Origin of the sequence: Brachybacterium sp. AOP25-B2-12 (assembly GCF_052378625.1) — a bacterium.
Lineage (GTDB): Bacteria > Actinomycetota > Actinomycetes > Actinomycetales > Dermabacteraceae > Brachybacterium.
This window is the reverse complement of the sequence record NZ_JBQSXW010000002.1, coordinates 43,976-66,709: the sequence shown is the minus strand read 5'-3', so window position 1 is coordinate 66,709 and position 22,734 is coordinate 43,976. Positions and strand designations below refer to the sequence as shown.

General features: G+C 73.3%; 20 protein-coding genes, 1 tRNA gene and 1 other RNA gene. 8 read left to right on the top strand and 14 right to left on the bottom strand.

The window, feature by feature from the left end; all coding sequences use genetic code 11:
• Positions 1–23 precede the first annotated feature (23 nt).
• Positions 24–1,790, bottom strand: a complete 1,767-nt coding sequence (locus tag ACT3TZ_RS02000; protein WP_444581717.1) for a carboxyltransferase domain-containing protein — start codon at positions 1,788–1,790, stop codon at positions 24–26.
• 23 nt (positions 1,791–1,813) lie between these two features.
• Positions 1,814–2,557, bottom strand: a complete 744-nt coding sequence (locus ACT3TZ_RS01995) for a LamB/YcsF family protein (RefSeq protein WP_444581716.1) — start codon at positions 2,555–2,557, stop codon at positions 1,814–1,816.
• Between the two features lie 51 nt (positions 2,558–2,608).
• Between ACT3TZ_RS01995 and ACT3TZ_RS01990 the strand changes: the two genes are divergently transcribed.
• Positions 2,609–3,094, top strand: a complete 486-nt coding sequence (locus ACT3TZ_RS01990; RefSeq protein ID WP_444581715.1) for a DUF6328 family protein — start codon at positions 2,609–2,611, stop codon at positions 3,092–3,094.
• 100 nt (positions 3,095–3,194) lie between these two features.
• Here the strand turns inward: ACT3TZ_RS01990 and ACT3TZ_RS01985 are convergent, their stop codons facing one another.
• The 9 genes from ACT3TZ_RS01985 to ACT3TZ_RS01945 form a co-directional block, all read right to left on the bottom strand.
• On the bottom strand, positions 3,195–4,208 hold the full coding sequence (locus ACT3TZ_RS01985; protein WP_444581714.1) for an NAD-dependent protein deacetylase: 1,014 nt from the start codon (positions 4,206–4,208) through the stop codon (positions 3,195–3,197).
• Positions 4,209–4,257: 49 nt separating this feature from the next.
• Positions 4,258–5,244, bottom strand: a complete 987-nt coding sequence (locus tag ACT3TZ_RS01980) for a hydroxyacid dehydrogenase (RefSeq protein WP_444581713.1) — start codon at positions 5,242–5,244, stop codon at positions 4,258–4,260.
• Positions 5,245–5,384: 140 nt separating this feature from the next.
• Positions 5,385–6,239: an SIP domain-containing protein gene (locus tag ACT3TZ_RS01975; RefSeq protein ID WP_444581712.1), complete on the bottom strand. Its 855-nt coding sequence runs from the start codon at positions 6,237–6,239 to the stop codon at positions 5,385–5,387.
• An 85-nt stretch (positions 6,240–6,324) separates the two neighbouring features.
• Positions 6,325–7,422 carry a Gfo/Idh/MocA family protein gene (locus ACT3TZ_RS01970; protein WP_444581711.1) on the bottom strand — a complete coding sequence of 366 codons (1,098 nt, stop codon included), beginning with the start codon at positions 7,420–7,422 and terminating at the stop codon, positions 6,325–6,327.
• Positions 7,423–7,693: 271 nt separating this feature from the next.
• Positions 7,694–8,443, bottom strand: coding sequence for a CE1759 family FMN reductase (locus ACT3TZ_RS01965; protein ID WP_444581710.1), 750 nt, complete (start codon positions 8,441–8,443; stop codon positions 7,694–7,696).
• A 12-nt stretch (positions 8,444–8,455) separates the two neighbouring features.
• Positions 8,456–9,628 (bottom strand): LLM class flavin-dependent oxidoreductase, encoded by a 1,173-nt coding sequence (locus ACT3TZ_RS01960; protein WP_444581709.1) that lies wholly within the window; start codon positions 9,626–9,628, stop codon positions 8,456–8,458.
• A gap of 108 nt (positions 9,629–9,736) precedes the next feature.
• A complete protein-coding gene (locus tag ACT3TZ_RS01955) occupies positions 9,737–10,657 on the bottom strand; it encodes a neutral zinc metallopeptidase (RefSeq protein ID WP_444581708.1) in 921 nt (306 codons plus the stop codon).
• Between the two features lie 243 nt (positions 10,658–10,900).
• Positions 10,901–10,985 (bottom strand) — tRNA-Ser (locus ACT3TZ_RS01950).
• Between the two features lie 82 nt (positions 10,986–11,067).
• A complete protein-coding gene (locus ACT3TZ_RS01945; protein ID WP_444581707.1) occupies positions 11,068–11,730 on the bottom strand; it encodes a DUF4188 domain-containing protein in 663 nt (220 codons plus the stop codon).
• 106 nt (positions 11,731–11,836) lie between these two features.
• On the opposite strand from ACT3TZ_RS01945, the gene ACT3TZ_RS01940 reads away from it, so the two are divergent.
• From ACT3TZ_RS01940 to ACT3TZ_RS01930, 3 genes are all read left to right on the top strand, one after another.
• The gene (locus ACT3TZ_RS01940) at positions 11,837–12,514 is read left to right on the top strand and encodes a MerR family transcriptional regulator (protein ID WP_444581706.1); all 678 of its coding nucleotides are present in this window, start codon (positions 11,837–11,839) and stop codon (positions 12,512–12,514) included.
• A 9-nt stretch (positions 12,515–12,523) separates the two neighbouring features.
• Entirely contained in the window at positions 12,524–13,876 is a 1,353-nt protein-coding gene (locus tag ACT3TZ_RS01935; RefSeq protein ID WP_444581705.1) for a M20 family metallopeptidase, read from the top strand.
• Between the two features lie 130 nt (positions 13,877–14,006).
• Positions 14,007–15,602, top strand: a complete 1,596-nt coding sequence (locus ACT3TZ_RS01930; protein ID WP_444581704.1) for an AbgT family transporter — start codon at positions 14,007–14,009, stop codon at positions 15,600–15,602.
• Positions 15,603–15,651: 49 nt separating this feature from the next.
• Here the strand turns inward: ACT3TZ_RS01930 and ACT3TZ_RS01925 are convergent, their stop codons facing one another.
• Positions 15,652–16,110, bottom strand: a complete 459-nt coding sequence (locus ACT3TZ_RS01925; RefSeq protein WP_444581703.1) for a DUF779 domain-containing protein — start codon at positions 16,108–16,110, stop codon at positions 15,652–15,654.
• A 73-nt stretch (positions 16,111–16,183) separates the two neighbouring features.
• Positions 16,184–17,707, bottom strand: coding sequence for an aldehyde dehydrogenase (gene adh / locus ACT3TZ_RS01920; protein WP_444581702.1), 1,524 nt, complete (start codon positions 17,705–17,707; stop codon positions 16,184–16,186).
• 186 nt (positions 17,708–17,893) lie between these two features.
• Here adh and ACT3TZ_RS01915 point away from each other — a divergent pair, with 186 nt between their 5' ends.
• The 3 genes from ACT3TZ_RS01915 to ACT3TZ_RS01905 all read left to right on the top strand — a co-directional run bounded on the left by ACT3TZ_RS01915 (position 17,894) and on the right by ACT3TZ_RS01905 (position 20,645).
• Positions 17,894–18,898: an aldo/keto reductase family protein gene (locus ACT3TZ_RS01915; RefSeq protein ID WP_444581701.1), complete on the top strand. Its 1,005-nt coding sequence runs from the start codon at positions 17,894–17,896 to the stop codon at positions 18,896–18,898.
• Between the two features lie 80 nt (positions 18,899–18,978).
• An RNA gene (gene ffs / locus ACT3TZ_RS01910) (signal recognition particle sRNA small type) lies at positions 18,979–19,075 on the top strand.
• Positions 19,076–19,268: 193 nt separating this feature from the next.
• Positions 19,269–20,645, top strand: a complete 1,377-nt coding sequence (locus tag ACT3TZ_RS01905) for a TIGR01777 family oxidoreductase (RefSeq protein WP_444581700.1) — start codon at positions 19,269–19,271, stop codon at positions 20,643–20,645.
• A gap of 10 nt (positions 20,646–20,655) precedes the next feature.
• On the opposite strand, the gene ACT3TZ_RS01900 is transcribed toward ACT3TZ_RS01905, so the two are convergent.
• Positions 20,656–21,681: an EamA family transporter gene (locus ACT3TZ_RS01900; RefSeq protein ID WP_444581699.1), complete on the bottom strand. Its 1,026-nt coding sequence runs from the start codon at positions 21,679–21,681 to the stop codon at positions 20,656–20,658.
• Between the two features lie 72 nt (positions 21,682–21,753).
• Between ACT3TZ_RS01900 and ACT3TZ_RS01895 the strand changes: the two genes are divergently transcribed.
• Positions 21,754–22,701: a LysR family transcriptional regulator gene (locus ACT3TZ_RS01895; protein ID WP_444581698.1), complete on the top strand. Its 948-nt coding sequence runs from the start codon at positions 21,754–21,756 to the stop codon at positions 22,699–22,701.
• Positions 22,702–22,734: the final 33 nt, after the last annotated feature.

Below are 22,734 nucleotides of genomic sequence, written 5' to 3'. Positions count from 1 at the left end.
CCGCCCGTGCGCGCGGGGCGTCGTCAGGACCGCACCAGGCGCACGCGGGTCCCGGGCGGGCACTGCGCGAGCAGATCCATCGCCGCAGCGGTGAGGACGCCGATCACGGGATACCCCCCGGTGGTGGGATGGTCGGGCCCGAACACGACCGGGAGTCCCGAGGGCGGGACCTGGATGCTGCCGAGGACCGCCGGCTCGCTGGGGAGGGAGGACGCCCCGGAGGGCACCGGGAGCGGCGGACCGTCCAGGCGCATGCCGATCCGGTCGGAATCCGGCCGCACGGTCCACACGGTGCCCAGCAGGGCCGTGACCGCCTCCGGACCCAGCAGATCGTCCCGTGGCCCGAGCACGATCCCGAGGGCGCGCGGGGCACCCGGGGCAGGGTGCGGGGATGCGGATCGCCCCGGCGGGTCCTGCGGGGGCGATCCGGAGGAGTCCTGCCGGGTGCCGTCGCCCGGGGGCGCGTCGTCGAGGATCGGGACGGCCTCGAGCAGGGCGGCGGCAGCCGGACGGAGCCGCGCGCCGCGCGTGAGCGGCGCGGGCCCCAGGCCCGACAGGGTGTCGCGGGACGCCGAGCCGAGCGCTGTCGGCGCGTCGAGGGCCCCACGCACCGCGACCACGGTGCGCAGGCCCCCGGTGACGGGGCCGATCCGGACGACGTCCCCCGCATCGAGCGCGAGGCGCACGGGCGATCCGGGCCCGGCCACGGTGCCGAGGTCCGTGCCGTCCGCGGCAAGGACCTGCAGCGGAGCCGGGGCGCCGGCGCACGCCAGCAGGGTCGGGCGCTCGGCACGTAGCGTGAGGGGGCCGATCAGCATCTCCAGGGCCGGGGCGTGGATCGGGTTCCCGACCGCCGCGTTCGCGAGCGCGAGAGCGGTGCGGTCCGCCGCCCCGGAGGCCGTCACGCCGAGGTCCGCCCTCCCGGGGCGTCCCGCGTCCTGGATCAGGGTCAGGGGGCCGGGATCGAGGATCGTGAGCGCCCACCGGTCGGAGGAGGCCGTCGGCCCGGCCACGCCGGAGGCGGCGGGTGCCCCGGCGTCCGGCCGCGCCGTGGCCGGGCCGTCCCGGTCCCCGTGGAGTTCGACGTGCGGACGCACGGCCGTGAAGCGCACGGTGGTGCCGGGGGACAGCAGCGCGGGCGGCTGCGCCGCGGGGTCCCAGGTGCGGACGGCCGTGCGCCCGATGAGCTGCCACCCGCCCGGGGAGTCCCCGGGATACACGGCGCTGTATCCCGCAGCCAGGGCCACGGACCCGCTCGGGACGCGCGTGCGGGGGACCGTGCGCCGTGGTACGTCCCACGGGGGCCGACCCTGGGCATCGGCCCGGGAGTCCTCGCGGCGATGGGCCGTGCCGGAGGTCGGCACCAGGTAGGCGAAACCGGGCGCGAAGCCGACGAAGGCGGCGGTCCACGGCGCCTGCGTGTGGGCGGCGACGAGGGCCTCGGGGGTGCGTCCCAGCAGGGCCGCGACCTCCGCGAGGTCCTCGCCGTCGTAGCTCACGGGGATCTCGACCTCGCGCGTCGCGGCCGTCCCGACGGCGGTCGCGGCGAGCACGTGCAGGGCGTCCCGGACCCGCACGAGATCGACGGGGGTCGCCGCGGCCAGCAGCAGCGTCCGTTCGGCGGGCACGAGCTCGACGAGCCCGGGAGGTGCCAGGGCCCGCAGCGCGGCCGCCGCCGCGAGGACGGAGGCCGTGTCCGGGTAGTCGGCGAGGACCGCCAGCTCGCCGGTGCGGTGCACGGCCCGCGGTGGGGCCAGGAACGTGCGACGCGGCGTCTGGGGAGAGGCCATGCCCGATCCTCGCACGCGGCCCGTCAGAGGGCGGAGGCCAGGCCGAGGCCGTGCGCGACCAGCCCGTCGCGGACCGCCCGGGCGAGGGCCACGGCACCGGGGGTGTCGCCATGCAGGCAGATGGAGTCGACGGCCAGATCGCCGCCCGCCGGCGAGCGGCCATCGGCCAGGAGCAGCGCCTGGTCGAGCACGGCTCCCGGCGCGGTGAGCACCGCACCGGGGCGCGTGCGCGGCACGAGGGTCCCGTCGGGCAGGTAGGCGCGGTCGGCGAAGCCCTCGCGGACCACCCGGATCCCGGCGTCCTCGGCGCGCGTCGCGACCAGCGATCCCGGGGCCGCCACGAGCGCGAGCTCGCCTCCGAGGTCGCGCAGCGCGGCGACGACCGCGGCGGCCTGGCCGTCGTGGTGGGCGAGCGCGCCGTACAGCGCGCCGTGCGGCTTGACGCCCCGCACCTCCGTGCCGACCGCACGGGCGAGCGCCATCAGCGCGCCCGTCTGCGCGATCACCTCATCGCGCAGGGGACCGGCGGGCATGTCCACGAAGCGCCGTCCGAAGCCGCGCAGGTCCGGATAGGACACGTGCGCCGTGACCGCGACGCCGTGGTCGCGCGCCGCCGTGAGGGCGCTGCGCATGGTGGCGGGATCCCCCGCATGGCCCCCACAGGCGATGTTCGCGGTGGTGACGACCTCGCACATCGCGGCATCGTCGCCCATCGTCCAGTCCCCGTAGCCCTCGCCGAGATCCGCGTTCAGATCGATCGCATCCATGTGCCCATGGTGCGCCACGCGGATCCCGTGCCGCTCCTAGACTCCACGGGTATGGACGACGAGGTGCACGGGGACCCGCGATACGACCGGCACGAGCCGGTCGCGGCCCGGGCCGACAGGAACTTCAACGAGCTCCTCCAGGAGATCCGGGTGCTCCAGACGGGATCCCAGATCCTCGCGGCCTTCCTGGTCGTCCTGCCCTTCCAGTCCCGCTTCGCGGAGCTCGACGAGGTGCAGGTGCGCTGGTACCTCGGGGTCCTGACCCTGTCGCTCCTGATCGTGGCGGTGCTGCTGACCCCCGTCGCCATCCACCGCGCCCTCTTCGGCCGCCGGATCAAGGACGAGATCGTGCTGGCCGTCGGTCGGATCGTCCGGATCGCCCTCGTGCTGCTGTCCCTGCTGCTGGTGGGCGTGGCGGTGCTCGTGGTCGACGTCGTGGTGGGACGCGGGGCCGCGCTCGCCGCCGGGGTCGCGGCTGCTGCGATCGTGCTGGTGCTCCAGGTCCTCGTGCCCTGGATCGTGGCGCGGTCCTCCTGAGCGGAGGACGCTCCCGCTCGCTGCAGGGAGTGCGCGTGCTCCGGAACGGGAGGCGCCCACGCCCGATGCGGGGCTGCGCGTCCTCCAGGACGGGAGGTGCTCACGTCCGATGCAGGGCTGCGCGGTCCGGGCCCAGCCCGAGGTCGCGCATCCACGCCGCGAGCACGTCCTCGACGCGTCCGTGGACCCGTTCGCTCGCGAGCCCGTCGGCGCGGGTGGGGCCGTCGTTGATCACCACCACGGGCCGTCCGGCCGCGGCGGCCGCCCGGACGAAGCGCAGGCCGGACATGACCGTGAGGCTCGATCCCAGGACCAGCAGGGAGCCGGCAGCCCGCACGCCCGCATGGGCGGCGCGGACGTCCTCGGGGCGGGCGCTCTCCCCGAAGAACACCACATCCGGTTTGAGCATCCCGCCGCAGACGGCGCACGGCGGGTACCGGAAGGTGGAGGTGCGGTCGACCTCGGCGTCCCCGTCGGGCGCGCGGGCGGCATCGACCGCGAGCTCCGGCAGCTGTCGTGCGACGGCCGGGTTCATGGCCAGCAGGCGGTCGTGGAGACCCCCACGTGAGATCGTCGTCCCGCATGCGAGGCAGCGCACCCGGTCCAGGCGTCCGTGCAGGTCGATGACCGGCGAGGACCCGGCCCGCTGATGGAGCCCGTCGACGTTCTGGGTGATGACCGTGCCGATCCGCAGGGAGGGGCCCAGCCGGGCGAGCCGGCGGTGTGCGGCGCCGGGCCGGGCGCGGGAGAACGCCACCCACCCCACGGTCGACCGCGCCCAGTAGCGACGGCGGGCCAGATCCGAGCCGATGAACTCCTGGTACGACATGGGCGTGCGCGGGACGGCACCGACCCCGCGATAGTCGGGCAGTCCCGAGCCCGTCGAGACCCCGGCACCGGTGAGGACCGCGGGTCGGGTATGCGTCAGGGCCGACAAGGCCGCGCGCACGGTCTCTGCGGAGCTCACCACCCCGTAGCCGCCACGGGGGTCCGGCCCCCAGGGCGAGAGACGGATCGTGGACCGGGGGACGGCTCCCGCGGAGGCGAACCACCGGCCGACGTCGGTCCCGGCGCGGTCGCCCGAGTGCCGGGCCTCGCGACCATGATCCTCCATGGTCTCCAGGGTAGTGACCGTTCGCGGGGCGGGACGGGGACGGGACCGCTCAGGCGATGACCTCGCGTCGCGCGCGGTCCACCGGGTGCGCGGGGGCCTGGCCACGCACGAGCCGACGGACCTCCTCGATGGCCGACTCGGCCATGCGGTGCAGCTCATTGCCCTGGGACCCGGCCAGATGGGGGGTCACGGCGATGCCGGGCAGGTCCCACAGCGGATCGTCGGGGGACAGGTCGTCATGGACGTCGAGGACGGCGGATATCCGGCCCTGGACGAGCTCGGCGCGCAGCGCGTCGATGTCCACGAGGGTGGGGCGGGCGGTGTTGATGAAGGTCGCGCCGTCGCGCATCGAGGCCAGGAGCGTGGCATCGACCATCCCCTGCGTCGGGGGCACGTCGGGGGCGTGGAGGCTGACGACGTCGCTGACCGCGAACAGCTCGTCGAGCTCGACCTTGCGGGCGCCGAGCGCCGCGATCCCCGCGGCGTCGACGAACGGGTCGGCGATGAGGACCTCCATGTCGAAGGGTCGCAGCAGACCGGCGACGAGGCGTCCGATGTGGGAGGCGCCGATGAGCCCGACCGCCGAGCCGTAGCAGCCCGTGGCCGCGGGTGCCCCCCGATCCCGGCCGTAGCTCGAGCGGTAGGTGTGCTCGAGGGCCAGGGTGTTCTTCCCGGCCAGGAGGATCCAGGCCAGCGTGAACTCGGCGACCGGGACGGCGTTGGCCGCCGTCGCGCTGGTGAGCACGATGTCCTCGCGCGACCACAGCGCGTCCCCCGCCACGAACCGCACGGTCCCGGCGGTGTGCACGACCGCCCGGAGGTGCGGCATGCGGTCGAGCTCGGCAGCGTCCACGCGCGGGCTGCCCCAGCCGGTCAGGATGATCTCGACGCGGTCCAGGAGCGCGGGGTCCGCGGCGGCGAGGTCGTCGATCACCATGCCGGGGTCGAGGTCGGCCAGCTTCGTCAGCTCGAGGAGCTGGTCGGGGGTGAACATCCGTGCGGGGAGATCGCGATCCATGACGAGCGCTGCGAGCATCGGTGCCTCCGGGGGCGTCGCCCACCGCCGTCGGCGGGGCGGATCGAGGTTCGGGCGCGCGATCGGAGCGGTCGCGCACGACGATGCCACGGTACCGGCAAGGGTGTGCCCGCACGGGGCGATCGGGGGCGACGGTCCGGTCAGCTCTGCTTCCAGTACCCCAGCGCATGGATGCGGTCCCGGGGGACCCCGACCTGCTTGCGCAGGGCGCCGGAGACCCTGCGCGTCCGGGCCGCCTCGAGGCTCACGAAGGCCACGGCCCCGGCGGGCAGTGCGCCCGCAGCCGCGATCGCCGCGGCCTCGATCGACCCGTCGCGGTCGAACCAGCGGATCTCTGCCCCCTCCCGTGCGGGCAGGGGCAGCACCTCGGCGTCGTCCGAGTACCCGCGCTCCATGAGGACGGTGGCAGGCAGGTCGGGGGAGCGACGCAGCATGTCGGCGATGGCGGGAAGGGAGGCGCCGTCGCCCACCGCGAGCAGCTGCGACGGGGCGTCGGCGAGCGGGTTCTTGCCGTTGAGGATGCTGACGTCGATCTCGTCACCCGGACGCGCATCGCGTGCCCACTGCGAGGCGATCCCGGGATGGAGGTAGAACTCCATCGCGGCGGTGCCGGTGGTCGGGTCCGGATCCACGAGGGTGTAGGCGCGCTGGTGGCCCTTGCCGGAGGCATCGGTGAACCACAGCCGGAGCCAGTACGTGGGGTAGACGTCGTCGGTCGAGAGGACATCGCGGACGTCCACGCGCAGCCGCACGAAGTGCTCGGACACCTCCTCACGGGACATCACCGAGATGCGGGTGTCGCGGGCCCGCCAGGCGCGCAGGATCACCCCGTTGACGCCACGGCGCGGGGCGCTGACGCGAGGGCCGTCGGAGGCCGCGGGATCGGACGGGTCCGCGGAGCGCGCAGGGTCCGACGGGTCAGCGGGGCCCGATGGGTCGGACGGGTCCGAAGGATGCGAGGGGTCGGACGGGCCGGCGGGCGCGGCAGCGGTCATGGTGAGGACTCCCGGGAGGCTCTGGTGAGGGGAGCCTCACCATACCTCCCGGGGGTTCGTCGCGGCGGATCCGGTCGGTGCCCGGTCAGGCCCCGGCCGCGGGGGCGGCGCGCAGCACGCGCGCCTGCTCCTGAGCGCGGATCGCGAGCTCGACGGCCTTGAAGGCGTGCGCCTGGGTCATCGCGTTCTCGGTCCGGTGGAGGACGTCCAGGATCAGCTCTCCGAAGAACGGGTAGCCGACCTTGCCGGTCGCGTCGATCCGGTGCTCGCCGGCGCCGTCCACGAGGATCACCTGGCCCGGACCGGCGTCCGTGGTCACGTCGACGTACTTACGCAGCTCGAGGTACCCCTCGGTACCCAGCACGAACGTGCGCCCGTCGCCCCACGTCCGCAGCCCGTCGGGCGTGAACCAGTCCACCCGGACGTAGCCGGCGGCGCCGCTGGACAGGGCGATGTGGGCGTCGCCGTAGTCGTCGAGCTCGGGGTGGTCCGGATGGCCGAAGTTGCCGATCGCGCTGGAGAGGACGTCGGCGTCGTCAGAGCCCGTGAAGGAGAGCATCTGCTCGAAGTTGTGGCTGCCGATGTCGGTGAGGATCCCGCCGTACTGCGCCGTGCGGTAGAACCAGTCGGGTCGGGAGGCGGGGTCGCCGAGCCGGTGGGGGCCCATGCCCTGGACCTGGACCACCTCGCCGATCGCGCCGCGGTCGATGAGCTGTCCCGCGAGCACCGCCGCCTCGACGTGGATCCGCTCGGAGTAGTACACGGCGTACTTGCGGCCGGTCCGCTCCGTCGCCTCACGGGCCGCCGCGAGCTGATCGAGGGTCGTCAGGGGGGTCTTGTCGGTGAAGTAGTCCTTGCCGGCCTTGATGACGCGCAGTCCCAGGGCCGCCCGCTCGGAGGGGATGGCGGCCGCGGCGACCAGGAGCACGCGGTCGTCGGCGAGGATCTCCTCCTCGCTGCTGGCGATGCGCACCTGCGGGAAATGGGTGCGGAAGGCCTCCGCCCGCTCGGGCTGAGGGTCGTACACCCAGGTCAGCTCACCTCCGGCGCCGATCAGCCCCTCGCACATGCCGACGATGTGCCCGTGGTCGAGGTGCATCGCCGCGAAGGCGAAGTCGCCGGGCGAGACGACGGGTCGGGGCATCGGGGCCGGTGCGTAGTTCGCGCCCTCGGAGATGGCCATGGGGGTCCTTCCACGGTGACTGGGGGGGGGGAGAGACGTGCGGCGATGCCGACGCCCGGGCCGTGCGCGGCGATGCCGGACGGTCCTCGCCTCCGAGGTTCCTCCATCGGCGGCGGGCCGATGCGGGAGGTGCCGGAGGTTGCCATGGCGCGGTGCGCCGGGAGCGGGCCGGTCGTCGCAGGCCCGGAGGTCGGAGGTCCGGATGTCCGCGTCCCGGATGTCGCGGCCGGGATGCCGGAACCGCGGCGGACGCGGACGGGCCGCGCCCGGCTCAGCCGTGCCGCAGGAGGTCGTCCATCGGGGTGAAGTCCGAGAACTCCGGATCGCGACCCGGTGCACGTGCGGCATCGGTCCCGGTCGCGCCCGGACCGGCAGCGTTCGGGGCGGATGCATCATCGGCACCCTCCCCGGGCGCGGCCTCGCCCTCCGTCGATGCATCGATGGGGACGCGCGAGGGACCGCCGAGCAGGGCCGCGAGCTCGCGGCCTGCCCGGCGGGCTCGCGCGGCGAGCGGCTGCTCGTCGCCCTCGCCGCGCGGGGTGATCCCGAAGTCGGCGCTCGCGGCGAACACCGCGGTCGGGACGATCTCGGCCTTGAGGAACACGAACATCGGCCGGATCGCGTACTCGAGGGCCAGGGAGTGTCGGGCGGTGCCCGCCGTCGCGCCGAGCAGCACCGGGGTGCCGGCCCAGACGTCCATCGGCAGCACGTCGATGAGGGTCTTGAACAGGCCGGACGCCCCCGTGTTGAAGATCGGGGAGACCGCGACGACGGCGTCGGCCCCGCGGATCTCGCGGATCAGCGCGGTCAGGCGCTCGCCGGGGAAGCCCGAGAGCATCGCCTCGGTGGCCTCACGGGCGTACTCGCGGGCCTCGACGGTCCGCACCTCGACCTCGGCGCCCTGCGCGGACAGGGCATCGCGGGCGGCGCCGGTGAGCAGGTCCGTGAGCAGGCGGGTCGAGCTGGGGGTGGAGAGCCCCGCGCTGAGCGCGAGGACGTGCAGGGTGCGAGCGGTCGTCATGCCGCCCTCCTCTCAGGACAGGCGCGGACGGGCGGTGTCGTCCTCCGCGCGCAGGCCGGTCCAATTGTCTCCCGTGCCGAATCGGTACGCGGCGTCGAATGCGCCACGTTCGGCCTCGGCCGCGGCCACGAGGCGCGCGTGGGTCGGTGCGTCGGGCACGTGCGCCGGGCGCCGCGCGTCCAGCTCCTTGCGCAGCACCGGCACGACCTCCGTGCCCAGCAGCTCGATCTGCTCCATGACCGTCCTGCGGGGCAGGCCGGCGTGGTCCATGAGGAACATCTGGCGCTGGTAGTCGCCCACCTCGTCGGCCATGGTCAGGTAGCGCTCGACCACCTGCTCGGGGGAGCCGACGGTCAGGGGCGTCTGGGCGGTGAAGTCCTCGAGCGAGGGGCCGCCGCCGTAGACCGGGGCGTTGTCGAAGTACGGGCGGAACTCGGAGATCGCGTCCTGGGAGTTCCTGCGCATGAACGCCTGACCGCCCAGTCCCACGATCGCCTGATCGGCGGTGCCGTGGCCGTAGTGCTCGAAGCGCTCGCGGTACAGCTGGACCATCTGCCGGGTGTGGGTGAGCGGCCAGAAGATGTTGTTGTGGAGGAACCCGTCGCCGTAGTAGGCGGCCTGCTCGGCCACCTGCGGAGAGCGGATCGAGCCGTGCCAGACGAAGGGGGCGACGCCGTCCAGCGGCCGTGGCGTGGAGGTGAACTGCTGCAGGGGCGTGCGGAACTGCCCCTCCCAGTCCACGACGTCCTCGCGCCACAGGCGGTGCAGGAGGTCGTAGTTCTCGATCGCGAGCTCGAGGCCCTTGCGGATGTCCTTGCCGAACCACGGGTAGACCGGCCCGGTGTTGCCGCGCCCCATCACGAGGTCCACGCGACCGTTCGTGAGGTGCTGCAGCATCGCGTAGTCCTCGGCGATCTTCACCGGGTCATTGGTGGTGATGAGCGTCGTGGCCGTCGAGAGCTGGATGCGCTCGGTGCGCGCGCCGATGTAGGCGAGCGTGGTCGTGGGGGAGGAGGTCACGAACGGCGGGTTGTGGTGCTCGCCGAGCGCGAAGACGTCCAGGCCCACCTGCTCGGCGAGCTCGGCCTCCTCCACGATCATCTCGAGGCGCTCGTGCTCGGTGGGGATGCGGCCCGTGGTCGGGTCCGGCGTGATGTCCGCGATGCTGAAGATCCCGAACTGCATGGCTGGCTCCTTGGCTGTGACGGGGAGGCGGCGCCTCCGGATCCGATAGATGAAACTTAAACTATATGGATCCGGAACGCAAGGGGGTGGCGGGCCCCGTCGGGAAGGTCAGGCGACCGCGTCGGACGGGACCGAGAACGTCGAGCAGCTGCGCAGGTCTCCGCCCGCATCGAAACCGCTCTGTGACCAGTGGGCCTGCGTCGCGGCCGTGCCGTGATCGTCGTCGGCGGCGTAGGAGTCGGGGGTGATCGCGAAGGCGTAGTAGCCCTGGGTGACTGCCAGCGGCCCGACCATCTGCCCCTGGGTCAGCGCGCCGATGCAGGTGGCCATGGACTCGATGCGCCGGGTCACCTCGTGGGGGTCCGAGGGCTCGGCGGTGATCGTCCGGGTGGTGGCGAGGATCCCGGTGATCTCCTGCAGGTGGTGGCCGTACTCGTGGGCGAGGACGGCCATCAGGCGCAGCTCCGACCAGACGGCGGGGTCGCCGCCGCGGTCGGTCAGCGTCGAGGGCAGGTAGATGGTGCGGTTGGTCGGGCAGTAGACGCCCGGGACGGCGCGCTCGGGCTCGCCGCAGGCGCTGCCCAGGCCCACGGCGGGATCGAACACCTCGACCGTCACCGGGGTGAATTCGTGGCCGGAGGCCTCGATCCGCGGGCGCCAGTAGCCGTCGAGGCACGCGGCGAGGCTGTCGAGATGGTCGCCCAGGCGGGACACGGAGACGGCCTCGGCGGGCAGCAGCGGGACACCGCAGTCCAGGTGGCCGTCCACGTGCAGCGTGGTCAGGGAGTTCTCGGCGAGCTCCCGCCAGGCGGGATCCTGGGCGAAGCGCGCCGGCGGCTCCTGCTCCGAGCCGACCGCCACGAAGGGGGCGCCCGGGTGGTACGGCGCCTCGTAGGCCTGCAGCTGGCGGAGGAATCCGGTGCCGGTGGCCACGGTCACGGCCGTCACCGCGAGCACGGCGGCGCACACCACGACGGCCGGGTCACGACGGTGTGCAGGGCCCGCGCGGTGGCGTCCCTGGGTGCGCATCGTCCCTCCGAGGGGGTCCGGGGCGCCGCCCGGCGGGGGCGACGCCGATGTGTCGTGGCTCCCAGAGTAGACAGCGGGGCCGACGAACCTGGGGACCCGGGAGGCGCCGGGGTGGTCCGAGGTGCGAGGTCCGATCGCGTGCCTGGGCGCGCACAGAGGTGCCCTGGTGATCGCCAGGGCCCCTCTGTGCGCGCCACGTCCCGTGGCATCAGCGGGTGACGCCGCGACACGTCGCGAAAAACGCGGAGGATGGGGGATTTGAACCCCCGAGGGCTTGCACCCAACACGCGTTCCAGGCGTGCGCCATAGGCCGCTAGGCGAATCCTCCAGCGCTCTGCGGGCCGGGGCCTGCGGAGCGTGGACCAGGTTACCCGAGACGCGCCGGGGAACGGAAACCGGCCCGACGCAGGTCACACCTCGGTGGGCGTCGGGGCGGAGGTGCCCTCGGGGCTGCCCTCGGGGTGGCTGCCTGCGGCGGCCGTCCGGGACCGGGATGCCCCGAGGCGCTGGCGGGCGGAGCTGCCCCGGCGTCGCACCGGCAGCGATCCCGTCTTGGCGCCCAGGCCCACCATCGCTCCGTTGCCGTAGAGCGTCTCGACCCCGCCCGCCTCGACGACGTACGTCTCGTGCCAGATCCCGACCGCCTGCGGGTGCTTGCGGGCGGTGGCGTTGAAGGCGCGCCAGGCGGGGGCATGCTCCTTGTCCTGTGCGCGCGCATAGGTGTAGAGCTTGTCGACGTCCGTCCAGTACTGCACCACCCAGGGCCCGCGGGCCCCCATCAGGTAGTCCGCGCCGAGGAACCCGAGATGCTCCGCCTCGCCCCGTTCGGAGGCCGCGAGGTTGCGCGAGAGCTCGGTGATCATGCGCGGCATCGCGAGGAAGGCCGGGACCCACAGGTCGGGCCGATGCGGCTTGCGGACCGTCATGCCGATGTGGAACACGACCAGACGCCCGTCGTACGCGTGCGTGCGCGGCCAGGAGTCGTCGTCCCGCGCGGTCGGGGCGGTGTCGTCGCGACCGGGGCCGTGGTGGGCGGCGGCCGCCCGTGGGGATCGGATCGGGTCGATGTCCATCGGACTCCTCGGGGGGACGGGCAGGTGAGGGCGGCGTCCGGGGCCACAATGGACACCGCCGCTCCCCAGTATTGGAGAGTGGCGCTATCCAATGCAAGGGGTGTCGATGAGGATCTCCGATCTCTCCCGCGCCGCCGACGTCCCGGTGGCCACGATCAAGTACTACCTGCGCGAGGGGCTGCTGCCCGCGGGGCGGCACCTGTCGCGCACGCAGTCCGACTACGACGGGACCCACGTCGAGCGGCTCCGGCTGATCCGCGCGCTCGCCGAGGTGGGTGGGCTCGGCATCGCGCGGATCGGTCGGATCCTGGAGGCGATCGACACGCCGACGACGGACCGCCTGGCTGTTCTCGAGGCGGCCCAGCGCGCGCTGACGGTCCCACCGGACGAGGAGACGGCCGCGGGCGATGCGGATGTCGCCGCGGACGCCCCCGGCCCCTCGCGCGCTCTGGCCTGGGTGCAGGAGCGCGGATGGTCGGTGGATCCGGCCGATCCCGTCCTCACCGACCTCGACCGCGCCTGGGACGCCTGCGATGCCGGGGAGCTGGGCATCGACGCGCGACGCCTGGACGCCTATGCGGACGGCATCGAGCTGATCGCGCGCGCCGACGTCTCCTCCGTCCCGGACGATCCCTCGCGCGCCGTGCGCCAGGTGGTGCTGGGCACCGTGCTCATGGACCCGGTGCTCTCGGCGCTGCGACGCCTGGCCCAGCAGCACATGGCCGTCACGGGGCAGGTGCTCGCGGCCCAGAGCCCGCTCGGCGGCGATGTGACCAGCCGGTAGGGTTGCCGGATGGCCGATCCGCACCTGCCCGTCTCGCCCTCCCGCGCCTACTCCGATGAGCTCGCCGCGATGACCGCGCGGGCGATCCGCACCGAGCGCCACCCCGGATCCGACTTCATGGGTGCCCCGGCGGCGCTCCACGAACGGCTCGAGCACCACGTCGACGCGGTCGGCGAGGAGCTGGTCGGGATCATGCGCGACCTCGCCGCGCACCCGGAGACCGCCTTCGAGGAGGTCCGCTCCGCCGGGGTCCTGGCCGAATCCCTCCGTGCCCACGGCATCGAGGCCACGGTCGGCGTCCACGGCCTCGACACCGCGATCCGCGCCGAGATCGTCGGTGAGGGCGGGGACGCCGAGGGCGCCCCGACGCTCGCGGTGCTCTCGGAGTACGACGCCCTGCCGGAGATCGGCCACGGCTGCGGCCACAACGTCATCGCCGTCATGGGGCTCGGGGCGTTCCTGGGCCTCGCGGCCCTCGCGCGGGAGGACCCGTCGGCCGTGCCCGGCCGCATCGTCTACCTGGGCACCCCCGCCGAGGAGGGGCACACCGGAAAGGAGATCATGGCCCGCCACGGCGCCTTCGACGGCATCGATGCCGCCGTCATGGCGCACGGCTACGGCCACGATCTCGCCGACCAGGCGTGGCTGGGTCGCCGCACGCTGACGATCACCTACCACGGGGCCACCGCGCACGCCTCCGCGCAGCCCTTCGCCGGGCGCAACGCCCTGGACGCCGCGACGCTCCTCTACCAGGGCATCGGCCTGCAGCGACAGCAGCTGCCGCCCACCGACCGCGTCCACGCGATCATCCGCGAGGGCGGACACCGCCCGAGCGTGATCCCGGACCGCGCGGTGCTGGACCTGTACGTGCGCTCGCTGGCACCCGCGACGCTCAAGGACCTCTCCCAGCGCCTCGACGACATCGCGCGCGGTGCGGCGCTGATGGCCGGCTGCGGCGTCGAGATCGAGTGGGACAGCCACCCGCCGTCGCTCGGCGTGCGCACGAACGAGGCGCTCACCGGGCGCTGGGTCGAGGCCGAGCGCCGACGCGGCCGCGACCCCCTGCCGCGCGGCGTGGTCCCCGAGCTGCTCGCCGCCTCGACGGATTTCGGCAACGTCAGCTACCGCCTGCCGGGGATGCACCCGCTGATCCGGGTCTCGGATCCGGACGTGGCCCTGCACACCCGCGAGTTCGCCGCGGCCTCGGTCTCCGAGCGTGCGGCATCGGCCGCGACCGACGGGGCCTACGGGCTCGCCGCGACGCTGCTCGACGTGGCCCAGGACCCGGAGCTGGCCCGTGCGGTCCGCCAGGAGTTCGAGGACGCCGGCGGGGCGATCGACGTACCGCACTACTTCGACTGATCCGTCCGATCCCGCGGGCCCGCCCGGTGCCGAGAAGGTCACGGTGAGGTCTCGATGCGCTGGGGGCTCGGCCCTCCTCGCGCCGCACTGACACCATGGACGTTCCCTCTCCCGACCCCCAGGAGCCACCGTGACCACGGCGACCCCCTCCTCCCCGCAGACCCGCCTCGGCCGGTTCGGCGACCGGCTCCTCACCGGCGTCGAGAAGCTCGGCAACAAGCTGCCCGAACCCTTCATGCTGTTCGGGATCCTCTTCCTGGCCACCGCGATCGCCTCGACCCTCATGGCCTGGGCCGACGTGTCGATCCAGGTGCCCGGGGCCGACGAGCCCACCGTCATCAAGGGCCTGTTCACCGCCGAGGGCATGACGTGGCTGACCACGAGCCTCGGCGAGAACTACGTGGGCTTCCCGCCGCTGAAGACGGTGCTGCCGATCCTGCTGGCCATCGGGATCGCCCAGTACTCGGGACTGCTCTCGGCCGCGGTGCGCAAGACCTTCGGGTCCTCGCCGCGCTGGATGCTCCCGTACGTCGTGGGCTTCGTCGGGGTGCTCGCCTCGATCATGGCCGACTCGGCCTTCGTGGTGGTGCCGCCTCTGGCGGCGCTCGTCTTCGCCGCCGCCGGGCGCCACCCCGTCGCGGGCCTGATCGGCGGCTTCGCGGCCGCCGGGGCCGGCTACTCCACCAACCTCGTGCCCACGAGCCTGGACGCCCTGTTCGCCGGGATCACCACCGCCGCGATGCAGGCGATCCCCGGCGTCGAGGCCGCTCCCGTCAACCCCGTCTCCAACTGGTTCTTCAACATCGCCTCGTCGATCGTGCTGGGCCTGCTGGCCGGGTTCATCATCGACCGGATCGTCGAGCCGCGCCTCGTGCGCCACGGCGTCTCCCGCGAGGAGATCACGACCGAGGACGCCGAGGGCGCCGCCGGCGACGAGGGCGAGGCGCTCCAGGCCCAGCTCACCCCGGCCGAGAACAAGGGCCTGCTGCTGGCCGTCCTCGCCGCCGCCGTCCTGACCGCCGTGGTGCTGGTCGTGGCGCTCGTGCCCGACTCCCCGTGGCGCAGCGAGGAGGGCGGGTTCCTGCCGTCCTCGCCGCTGCTGGACTCGATCGTGTTCCTCGTCTTCGCGTACTTCGTCGTCGTGGGCATCGTCTACGGTGTCGTGACGCGGTCGATCCGCTCGACGCAGGACGGCGTGGGGATGATGACCCGGGCGCTCAAGGAGATGCTGCCCTTCCTCGTGCTCGCCTTCGTGCTGGGGCAGTTCATCGCCCTGTTCAACTGGTCCGGGATGGGCTCGTGGATCGCCGTGACCGGCGCCGAAGGGCTCGAGAAGAGCCGTCTGCCCGGGTTCATCGCTGTGCTGGCCTTCATGCTGCTGGCGAGCGTGCTGAACCTGTTCATCATCTCGGGCTCGTCGATGTGGACCATCATGGCCGCGGTGTTCGTGCCGATGTTCGCGCTGATCGGCTTCGAGCCGGCGTTCACCCAGGCGGCCTTCCGCGTGGGCGACAGCGCCACCCAGGTCATCACGCCCATGAACCCCTACATGATCGTGCTGCTGGGCATGCTGCGGAAGTACGTGCCCACCGCGGGCCTGGGCAACATCATCGCCTGGATGCTGCCCTTCGTGATCCCCTTCTGGATCGCCTGGGCGGGCGTGCTCGCGGTGTTCTTCTTCCTCGACCTGCCGCTGGGCCCGGGGAATGGGATCTTCCTGGGCTGACCCTCGGAAGACGCCTCGTCTCCTCGACGGAGGTCGGCGCGCGCAGGGATCAGCTGACGCCCTCGGGCAGCATCCGCGAGCGGATGAGGAACCTCTTGCCCTCGGGGGACTCCAGCGAGAACCCCGCCCCGCGCCCGTCCACGAGGTCGACGGTCAGGTGGGTGTGTCGCCAGTAGCGGAACTGCTCGGCGCTCATCCAGAACTCCAGCTCGCTGGTGGTGCCGTCGGCCAGCGGCACGGCGAAGCGCCCCAGCAGGACGTCGGCGTCGGAGGTCAGGAACTCCCCGGCGGTGAAGCACATGGGGGAGGAGCCGTCGCAGCAGCCGCCGGACTGGTGGAACATGAGCGGGCCGTTGCGGTCGATGAGCCGGCGGATCATCGCCAGGGCGTCCGCGGTCAGGGCCACACGGGAGAAGTCCTCGCCGGCGATCGCCGGCGCGGCGTCCAGCGCGGCATCGGCCGCGGTGGGCTCGGGCAGATCGGGGGCAGGGGCGGCGGTCTCGGTCATCGGTTCCTCCCGGATCCGGGGTGCGGGGGAGCGGACGGGCCATCGCTTCGCGCCGGCCCGCCCGCGGTCCCGATCAGAAGAAGCCCAGCTCCTTCTCGGAGTAGCTGACCAGGAGGTTCTTGGTCTGCTGGTAGTGGTCGAGCATCATCAGGTGGTTCTCGCGCCCGATGCCCGAGCTCTTGTACCCGCCGAAGGCGGCGTGCGCCGGGTAGGCGTGGTAGTTGTTCACCCATACGCGGCCCGCCTGGATGGCGCGCCCGGCGCGGTGCACGGTGTTCTGGCGGCGGCTCCAGACGCCCGCCCCCAGGCCGTACAGGGTGTCGTTGGCGATCGAGATCGCCTCGTCGAAGTCCTGGAACTTCGCGACCGAGACCACCGGCCCGAAGATCTCCTCCTGGAAGATCCGCATCGAGTTGTCGCCCGCGAACACGGTCGGGCGGATGTAGTAGCCGCCCGCGAGATCGCCGTCGAGCTGGCCGACCTCTCCGCCGGTCAGCACCGTCGCACCCTCCTGACGGCCGATGTCGAGGTAGGACTTGATCTTCTCGAACTGGTCGTTGCTGGCCTGCGCGCCGATCTGGGTGTCGGTGTCCAGGGGGTTGCCCTGGACGGTCCTCTCCACGCGCGCGATCGCGTCGGCCAGGAAGTCGTCGTAGATCGAGGCCTGGACCAGGGCGCGCGAGGGGCAGGTGCACACCTCGCCCTGGTTCAGGGAGAACATCGCGAAGCCCTCGAGGGCCTTGGAGTAGTAGTCGTCCTGGGCCTCGCGGACGTCCTCGAAGAAGATGTTGGGGGACTTGCCGCCCAGCTCCAGGGTCACCGGGATGAGGTTCTGGGAGGCGTACTGCATGATCAGGCGTCCGGTGGTGGTCTCGCCGGTGAAGGCGATCTTGGAGATCCGGGGGCTGGACGCCAGCGGCTTGCCGGCCTCGGCGCCGAAGCCGTTGACGATGTTGAGCACGCCGTCGGGCAGCAGGTCGCCGATCAGCTCCGCGAGCACGAGGATCGAGGCCGGCGTCTGCTCGGCGGGCTTGAGCACCACCGCGTTGCCCGCCGCGAGCGCCGGGGCGAGCTTCCAGGTGGCCATGAGCAGCGGGAAGTTCCACGGGATGATCTGGCCGACCACGCCGAGGGGCTCGTGGAAGTGGTACGCGACCGTGTCCTCGTCGATCTGGGACAGGGCGCCCTCCTGGGCGCGGATCGCGCCGGCGAAGTAGCGGAAGTGGTCGATCGCCAGCGGGACGTCCGCGGCCAGCGGCTCGCGGATCGCCTTGCCGTTGTCCCAGGTCTCGGCGACCGCGAGGGCCTCGAGGTTCTCCTCCATGCGATCGGCGATGCGGTGGAGCACGAGCGCGCGCTCGGCGGGGCTCGTGGCGCCCCAGGCAGGCGCTGCGGCGTGGGCGGCGTCGAGGGCGAGGTCGACGTCCTCGGCGGTCGAGCGGGCGACCTCGCAGAACACCTCGCCGGTGACGGGCGTGGGGTTCTCGAAGTACTCGCCCTGGACGGGGGCGACCCACTGGCCGCCGATGTAGTTGTCGTACCGGGGCCGGAACGTGACCTTCGAGCCGTCGGTCCCCGGGCGGGCATAGATCGTCATGGCGTCTCCTCATTGAGATGCGGTGCAGTGATCGTGCACGATCGATGCAGGTGCGGTCGACGGAGCGCTCGCGCCCCTATGACCTGGGTCACGAGCGTATCCGCTCCGGCTGGGAGGGCGCCACACGCGGACCCGGGCGACCGCCGGTCTGGACGGGCCCCGTGGTGGCGGGTCTACGGTGGCGCCATGGAACACCGATACCTCGGCCGCAGCGGCCTGAAGATCAGCGAGATCATCTACGGGAACTGGCTCACCCACGGCTCCCAGATCGAGAACGACCGGGCCTTCGCGTGCGTGCACGCGGCCCTCGACGCCGGCATCACCTCGTTCGACACCGCCGACGTGTACGCCAACACCGTCGCCGAGGAGGTCCTCGGCGAGGCCCTGAAGGGGCAGCGGCGCGAGTCGCTCGAGATCTTCACCAAGGTCTACTTCCCGACCGGCCCCAAGGGGCACAACGACACGGGGCTCTCCCGCAAGCACATCCTCGAGTCGATCGACGGGTCCCTGCGCCGCCTGCAGACCGATCACCTCGACCTCTACCAGGCGCACCGCTACGACAACGAGACCCCGCTGGAGGAGACGATCCAGGCCTTCGCCGACGTCGTCCGCCAGGGCAAGGCCCTGTACATCGGCGTCTCGGAGTGGAACGCGGACCAGATCCGCGCCGGGCAGCACCTCGCCCGGGAGCTGGGCGTGCAGCTCATCTCCAACCAGCCCCAGTACTCGATGCTGTGGCGGGTCATCGAGGAGCGGGTCGTGCCCGCGAGCCAGGAGGTGGGCGTCTCCCAGATCGTGTGGTCCCCCGTGGCCCAGGGCATCCTCTCGGGCAAGTACGAGCCCGGGGCCGAGCCACCCGAGGGCTCCCGCGCCCGCGACGAGAAGGGCGGCGCGGACATGATCAAGCGCTTCCTGCGGGACGAGGTGCTCGAGGCGGTCCAGGGGCTGCGGCCCATCGCCCAGGACCTCGATCTGTCGCTGGCCCAGCTCGCGGTGGCCTGGGTGCTCGCCAATCCCAACGTGGCCGGCGCGATCATCGGCGCCTCGCGGCCCGAGCAGGTCACCGAGAACGCCCGGGCCGCCGGCGTGCGCCTGAGCGCGGACGTCCTCGCGCGGATCGACGAGGTCCTGGGCGACGTGCCCGAGACCGATCCCGCGCGGACCGTCTCCCCGCCCACCCGCGTGGCCTGAGGCCGGCCGCCCGGCGCGGGTGAGGTCAGGGGCACGTCCGCTCGCCTTTGCCCGCGCCGGGGCGGACCGGTAGAGTGCTCGGCGACCCCTCGTGCGGTGTCACCTCGCTGAACTCCCCCAGGGCTTGACGGCAGCAAGGGCAGGCGGGCTCTGACAGGTGCACGAGGGGTCGTTCCATGCCCGGACGCCGTCGACCTGCTGGACCTCGCCGCGCGGCGCCGGGTGGCGTGCACGGGGACCTGGGCGCACGTGCCGTCGGCGCCGGGAGCCGACCGCGAGGTCGGGGGCCCCGCCGATCGTCGGGCTCCCGGACTACGGTGGCGGGACCGGGCCCCCTCCGGAGCCCCGGACCGTCGAGCAGGAGTCCGGCATGCGCATCGAGAGCACCGCCCGCATCGATCACGCCTTCGACGACGTGCTCGCGTGGCACCGTCGGCCGGGGGCGCTCGTGCGGCTCAGCCCCCCGGGTCTCGGGTCCCCCGAGGACCCCGACGTCGGAGGTCTCGAGGCCGGACGTCGCGTGACTCTGCGCCTGGGGCCGCCCCTCCTGCCCGTGCGTCCCGCCTGGCGGCTGGTCCATGCGCGCTCCGAGGAGGGCGACGGTGTCGCCTCCTTCGAGGACCACCAGCTCGGGGACCGCGGACCGGTGCGCCTGTGGCACCACCGCCACGCCCTGCGCGCCGCCGGCGGCGCCACCGACATCACCGACCGGATCGACGTGGAGCTCAAGGGGCCCCTCGCGGCGCTCGACGGCGAGGCGCGGTCCCAGATCGAGCGCCTCCTGACCTTCCGCACCGCGCAGCTGCGCGAGGACCTCGCCTTCCACGCCGCCCGTGCGGATCGCCCCCGGCTGCGCGTCGCGATCGCCGGATCCAGCGGGCTGATCGGCACCCAGATCACCGCCCTGCTGCGCACCGGCGGCCACACCGTCGTGCGGCTCGTCCGCCGCGCGGCGGGTCCCGGGGAGATCCGCTGGGACCCCGCACGCGAGGAGCTCGACCCCGCGTCCCTCGAGGGCGTCGACGCGGTGATCAACCTCGCCGGCAGCTCGATCGCGACGCGGTGGACCCCCCGCGCCCGGCGCAGGATCCTCTCCTCACGCGTCGACTCCTCCTCGCTGCTGGCCCGCACGCTCGCCAGGATGCAGGACGGCCCCCGGGTGCTGATCCAGGCCAGTGCGATCGGCATCTACGGCCCCCAGCGCCCGGGGGAGCTGCTCACCGAGCGCGACGACGACGGCGACGGCTTCCTCGCCGACGTCTGCCGCCGCTGGGAGGCCGCCGCCCTGCCCGCCACCGAGGCCGGCGTGCGCACCGTCCACCTGCGCACAGGGATCGTGCTGAGCGACGCCGGAGGCACGCTCCTGCCGCAGCTGCCGATGTTCCTCCTCGGCGCGGGCGGCCGCCTGGCGCCGCCCGCGGCGCAGCTGAGCTGGATCACCCTGGACGACATGACGCGCGCCTACGCCCACGCCCTGCAGGACGACGCCCTCAGCGGGCCCGTCAACACCGTCGCACCGCACCCCGCGACCGCGCAGGAGTTCGCGCGGACCCTGGGGCGGGTGCTGCATCGGCCCGCTCTCGTGCCCGTCCCCGCCGCCGGTCCCGCGCTGCTGCTGGGTCGGGACGGCGCCCGGGAGCTCGTGCGCGCCGATCAGCGGGTCTCCGACGCGCGCCTGCGGGACAGGGGATTCACGCCCGCCCACCCCGAGCTCGAAGGAGCCCTGCGGCACGTGCTGCGCCGCTGAGCGCCGCGGCTCACCGTGGGGCCGGGCGCTCCGGGACCGGGACGTCTGCCGGGTGCCCCGACGACTGCGGAATCGTGGCCACCGCTTCCGCGACGTCGGGGTCCTGTGCCTCGGGCTCCGGGACCGCGACCTCCAGCGGCGCCTCCGCGACGTCCGGCACCGGGCGTCGCGACCGCCGCACCCAGGAGGCCAGCAGCACCCCGCCCACCACGAGCACGCCCCCGGCCAGCTCGGTCGGGTCGAGGCGTTCGGACAGCACGAGGGCCGCGGTGGACATGCCGACGACGGGCACCAGCATCGAGAAGGGGGCCACCGAGGAGGCCGGGTGCTGCGCCATGAGCCAGGTCCACAGCCCGGATCCGACGACCGTGGCCAGCAGGACGGTGTAGGCGAGCCCCACGAGCGCGAGCAGACCGGTCGAGGTGCCCAACGTGGTCAGCGAGCGGCCGATCCGTGCGGGTCCCTCCACCGCGAGCGACAGCGCGAGCATGGGGATCGGCGGCACGACGGACATCCACAGCGTCAGCTGCAGCGGCTGGGGGGCACGGGCCTGGCGCGAGGAGAGGTTCCCCAGCGCCCAGCCGAGCGCCCCGGCGAGGGTGAGCAGGAACGGGATCACGCTCGCGTTCTCGGCGCGGTGCCAGCCCACGAGAGCGAGTCCCGCGACGGCCACCGCGATCCCGATCGCGGCTCGCGCCGAGATCCTCTCGCGCAGCAGGAACGCTCCCAGCAGCACCGTGAACGGAGCCGAGGCCTGCAGCACGAGCGAGGCCAGGCCCGGCGGCATGCCGATGGTCATCGCCCAGTACAGGAACAGGAACTGCAGCACCCCGAACCCGAGGCCGTAGCCGATCAGCCACCGCAGCGGCACGTCCGGCCGCGGCACCAGCAGGATCGTGGGCACCGCGAGCACCGCGAAGCGCAGGGCCACGAGGAAGAAGGGCGGGAACTGGGCGAGCGAGGCGTCGATGGCGAGGAAGTTCAGACCCCAGAGGACGGCGACGACCAGGGCGAGGAGGCGATGGCGAGCGGGCACACCGCCATCGTGCGCCCCGATTGCTGTTCAGCACCAGCAACATGTTCTGCACACACTGCGTAGGGTTCCTACATGGACGACGTCGAGCTCGACCCGCGCCACCTGGACCTCCTGCGGGAGCTGGCAGACCGCGGCAGTCTCGCCGCGGTCGCCGCCGCGACCCACCGCACCCCCTCGGCGCTGTCCCAGCAGCTGCGCACCGCGGAGCGACGCCTGGGGACGGCACTCGTGGAGCCCGCCGGCCGCGGGGTGCGTCTGACCGAGGCCGGACGTCTGCTGGCGGAAGGGGGAGCGGAGGTCGCCTCGGCGCTCGCCGCCGTGCGGGCACGCTGGGACGCCTACCGGGGCGAGGCCACGGGCACCGTGAGCATCGCCGGTCTTCCCAGTGCCCTGGCGTTCCTCGTCCCCGGGATGCTGAGGCGATTGGAGGGACTGCCCCTCACCGTCGAGCTGACCGACGTGGACCTCGCCGAGGTCGAGTACGGCCCCCTGGCGGCCGGTCACGACCTGGTCATCGGGCACTCCTCGGCCGGGCCACGCCCCGAGGGGACGGCGGGGCTCGAGGTCCGGGCGCTGGCCCTCGAACCGCTCGACGTCGCGATGGCTCCGGACCACCCGCTCGCCGCGCGAGCGCAGGTCACCCCGCAGGACATCGTCGAGCACCCGTGGGTGGGGGTCCCCGTCGGCTACCCCTTCGACGACGTGGCCCGCGCGATCGCCGCGGCGGCGGATCGACCCCTGCAGGTGATCCAGCGGGTCCGCGACAACCGGGTGGTCGAGCGCCTGGTCGCCTCCGGGACCAACCTCGCGCTGCTCCCGCGCTTCACCACGGGCGGCGGGGGCGGCGCGGTGCTGCGTCCCCTCGCAGGAGTGCCCGCACGGCGCCATGTCGTGGCCATCCAGCGTCCCGACCGGGCGCAGCGCCTGGCCGTGCGCACCGTGCTCGATGCCGCGCTGGCCGCATCCGCCGAGGTCATGCGGGACCATCTCTCGGCGTCGAGCGGGCGTGAGCAGGCCTGATGCGGGGATCCCCACCCCCGGGCTCGGATGTCC

Bases quoted from the DNA above. Each gene is read 5' to 3' on its own strand.
- ACT3TZ_RS02000 (WP_444581717.1), bottom strand. From the start codon at position 1,790: ATGGCCTCTCCCCAGACGCCGCGTCGCACGTTCCTGGCCCCACCGCGG.
- ACT3TZ_RS01995 (WP_444581716.1), bottom strand. From the start codon at position 2,557: ATGGATGCGATCGATCTGAACGCGGATCTCGGCGAGGGCTACGGGGAC.
- ACT3TZ_RS01990 (WP_444581715.1), top strand. From the start codon at position 2,609: ATGGACGACGAGGTGCACGGGGACCCGCGATACGACCGGCACGAGCCG.
- ACT3TZ_RS01985 (WP_444581714.1), bottom strand. From the start codon at position 4,208: ATGGAGGATCATGGTCGCGAGGCCCGGCACTCGGGCGACCGCGCCGGG.
- ACT3TZ_RS01980 (WP_444581713.1), bottom strand. From the start codon at position 5,244: ATGCTCGCAGCGCTCGTCATGGATCGCGATCTCCCCGCACGGATGTTC.
- ACT3TZ_RS01975 (WP_444581712.1), bottom strand. From the start codon at position 6,239: ATGACCGCTGCCGCGCCCGCCGGCCCGTCCGACCCCTCGCATCCTTCG.
- ACT3TZ_RS01970 (WP_444581711.1), bottom strand. From the start codon at position 7,422: ATGGCCATCTCCGAGGGCGCGAACTACGCACCGGCCCCGATGCCCCGA.
- ACT3TZ_RS01965 (WP_444581710.1), bottom strand. From the start codon at position 8,443: ATGACGACCGCTCGCACCCTGCACGTCCTCGCGCTCAGCGCGGGGCTC.
- ACT3TZ_RS01960 (WP_444581709.1), bottom strand. From the start codon at position 9,628: ATGCAGTTCGGGATCTTCAGCATCGCGGACATCACGCCGGACCCGACC.
- ACT3TZ_RS01955 (WP_444581708.1), bottom strand. From the start codon at position 10,657: ATGCGCACCCAGGGACGCCACCGCGCGGGCCCTGCACACCGTCGTGAC.
- ACT3TZ_RS01945 (WP_444581707.1), bottom strand. From the start codon at position 11,730: ATGGACATCGACCCGATCCGATCCCCACGGGCGGCCGCCGCCCACCAC.
- ACT3TZ_RS01940 (WP_444581706.1), top strand. From the start codon at position 11,837: ATGAGGATCTCCGATCTCTCCCGCGCCGCCGACGTCCCGGTGGCCACG.
- ACT3TZ_RS01935 (WP_444581705.1), top strand. From the start codon at position 12,524: ATGGCCGATCCGCACCTGCCCGTCTCGCCCTCCCGCGCCTACTCCGAT.
- ACT3TZ_RS01925 (WP_444581703.1), bottom strand. From the start codon at position 16,110: ATGACCGAGACCGCCGCCCCTGCCCCCGATCTGCCCGAGCCCACCGCG.
- adh (WP_444581702.1), bottom strand. From the start codon at position 17,707: ATGACGATCTATGCCCGCCCGGGGACCGACGGCTCGAAGGTCACGTTC.
- ACT3TZ_RS01915 (WP_444581701.1), top strand. From the start codon at position 17,894: ATGGAACACCGATACCTCGGCCGCAGCGGCCTGAAGATCAGCGAGATC.
- ACT3TZ_RS01905 (WP_444581700.1), top strand. From the start codon at position 19,269: ATGCGCATCGAGAGCACCGCCCGCATCGATCACGCCTTCGACGACGTG.
- ACT3TZ_RS01895 (WP_444581698.1), top strand. From the start codon at position 21,754: ATGGACGACGTCGAGCTCGACCCGCGCCACCTGGACCTCCTGCGGGAG.